This is a genomic window from Pedococcus sp. P1_H8 (assembly GCF_056405175.1).
Genome location: NZ_JBFUCP010000334.1, coordinates 1 through 404, shown reverse-complemented (window position 1 = coordinate 404; position 404 = coordinate 1). Strand labels below are relative to the sequence as shown.

Annotated in this window: 1 protein-coding gene; it reads left to right on the top strand. The window is 67.6% G+C overall.

All coding sequences use genetic code 11. The annotated features are described in order from the left end of the window. Positions 1-404, top strand: a 404-nt coding sequence (locus AC1DYG_RS20260) for a diiron oxygenase (RefSeq protein ID WP_477641632.1), incomplete at both ends; no start/stop codon positions are given.

Below are 404 nucleotides of genomic sequence, written 5' to 3'. Positions count from 1 at the left end.
CCTACGACCCGATGATCGAGGTCGACTGGGACGCCCCGGTGCCGACCGACAAGTACGGGCTCACCCCGGAGTGGAGCACGCTCTACGGCACCGCCCTGTGGGACGAGATGACCATGGAACAGCGGGTCGAGCTCACCAAGCACGAGGCGGCCAGCGTCTCCGGTGTCGGGCTGTGGTTCGAGATCCTGCTCATGCAGATGCTGCTGCGCGACGTCTACAGCCGCGACAAGCACACCCGCCACGTGCAGTTCGCGCTCACCGAGATCGCCGACGAGTGCCGGCACTCCGTGATGTTCGCCCGCGCCGGCGAGCGGCTCGGCATGCCGAGCTACGGCCCGCACCCCGTCATCCACCGGCTCGGCAAGCTGTGGGGCAACTTCTTCAAGGGCGCCAATGCATACGCC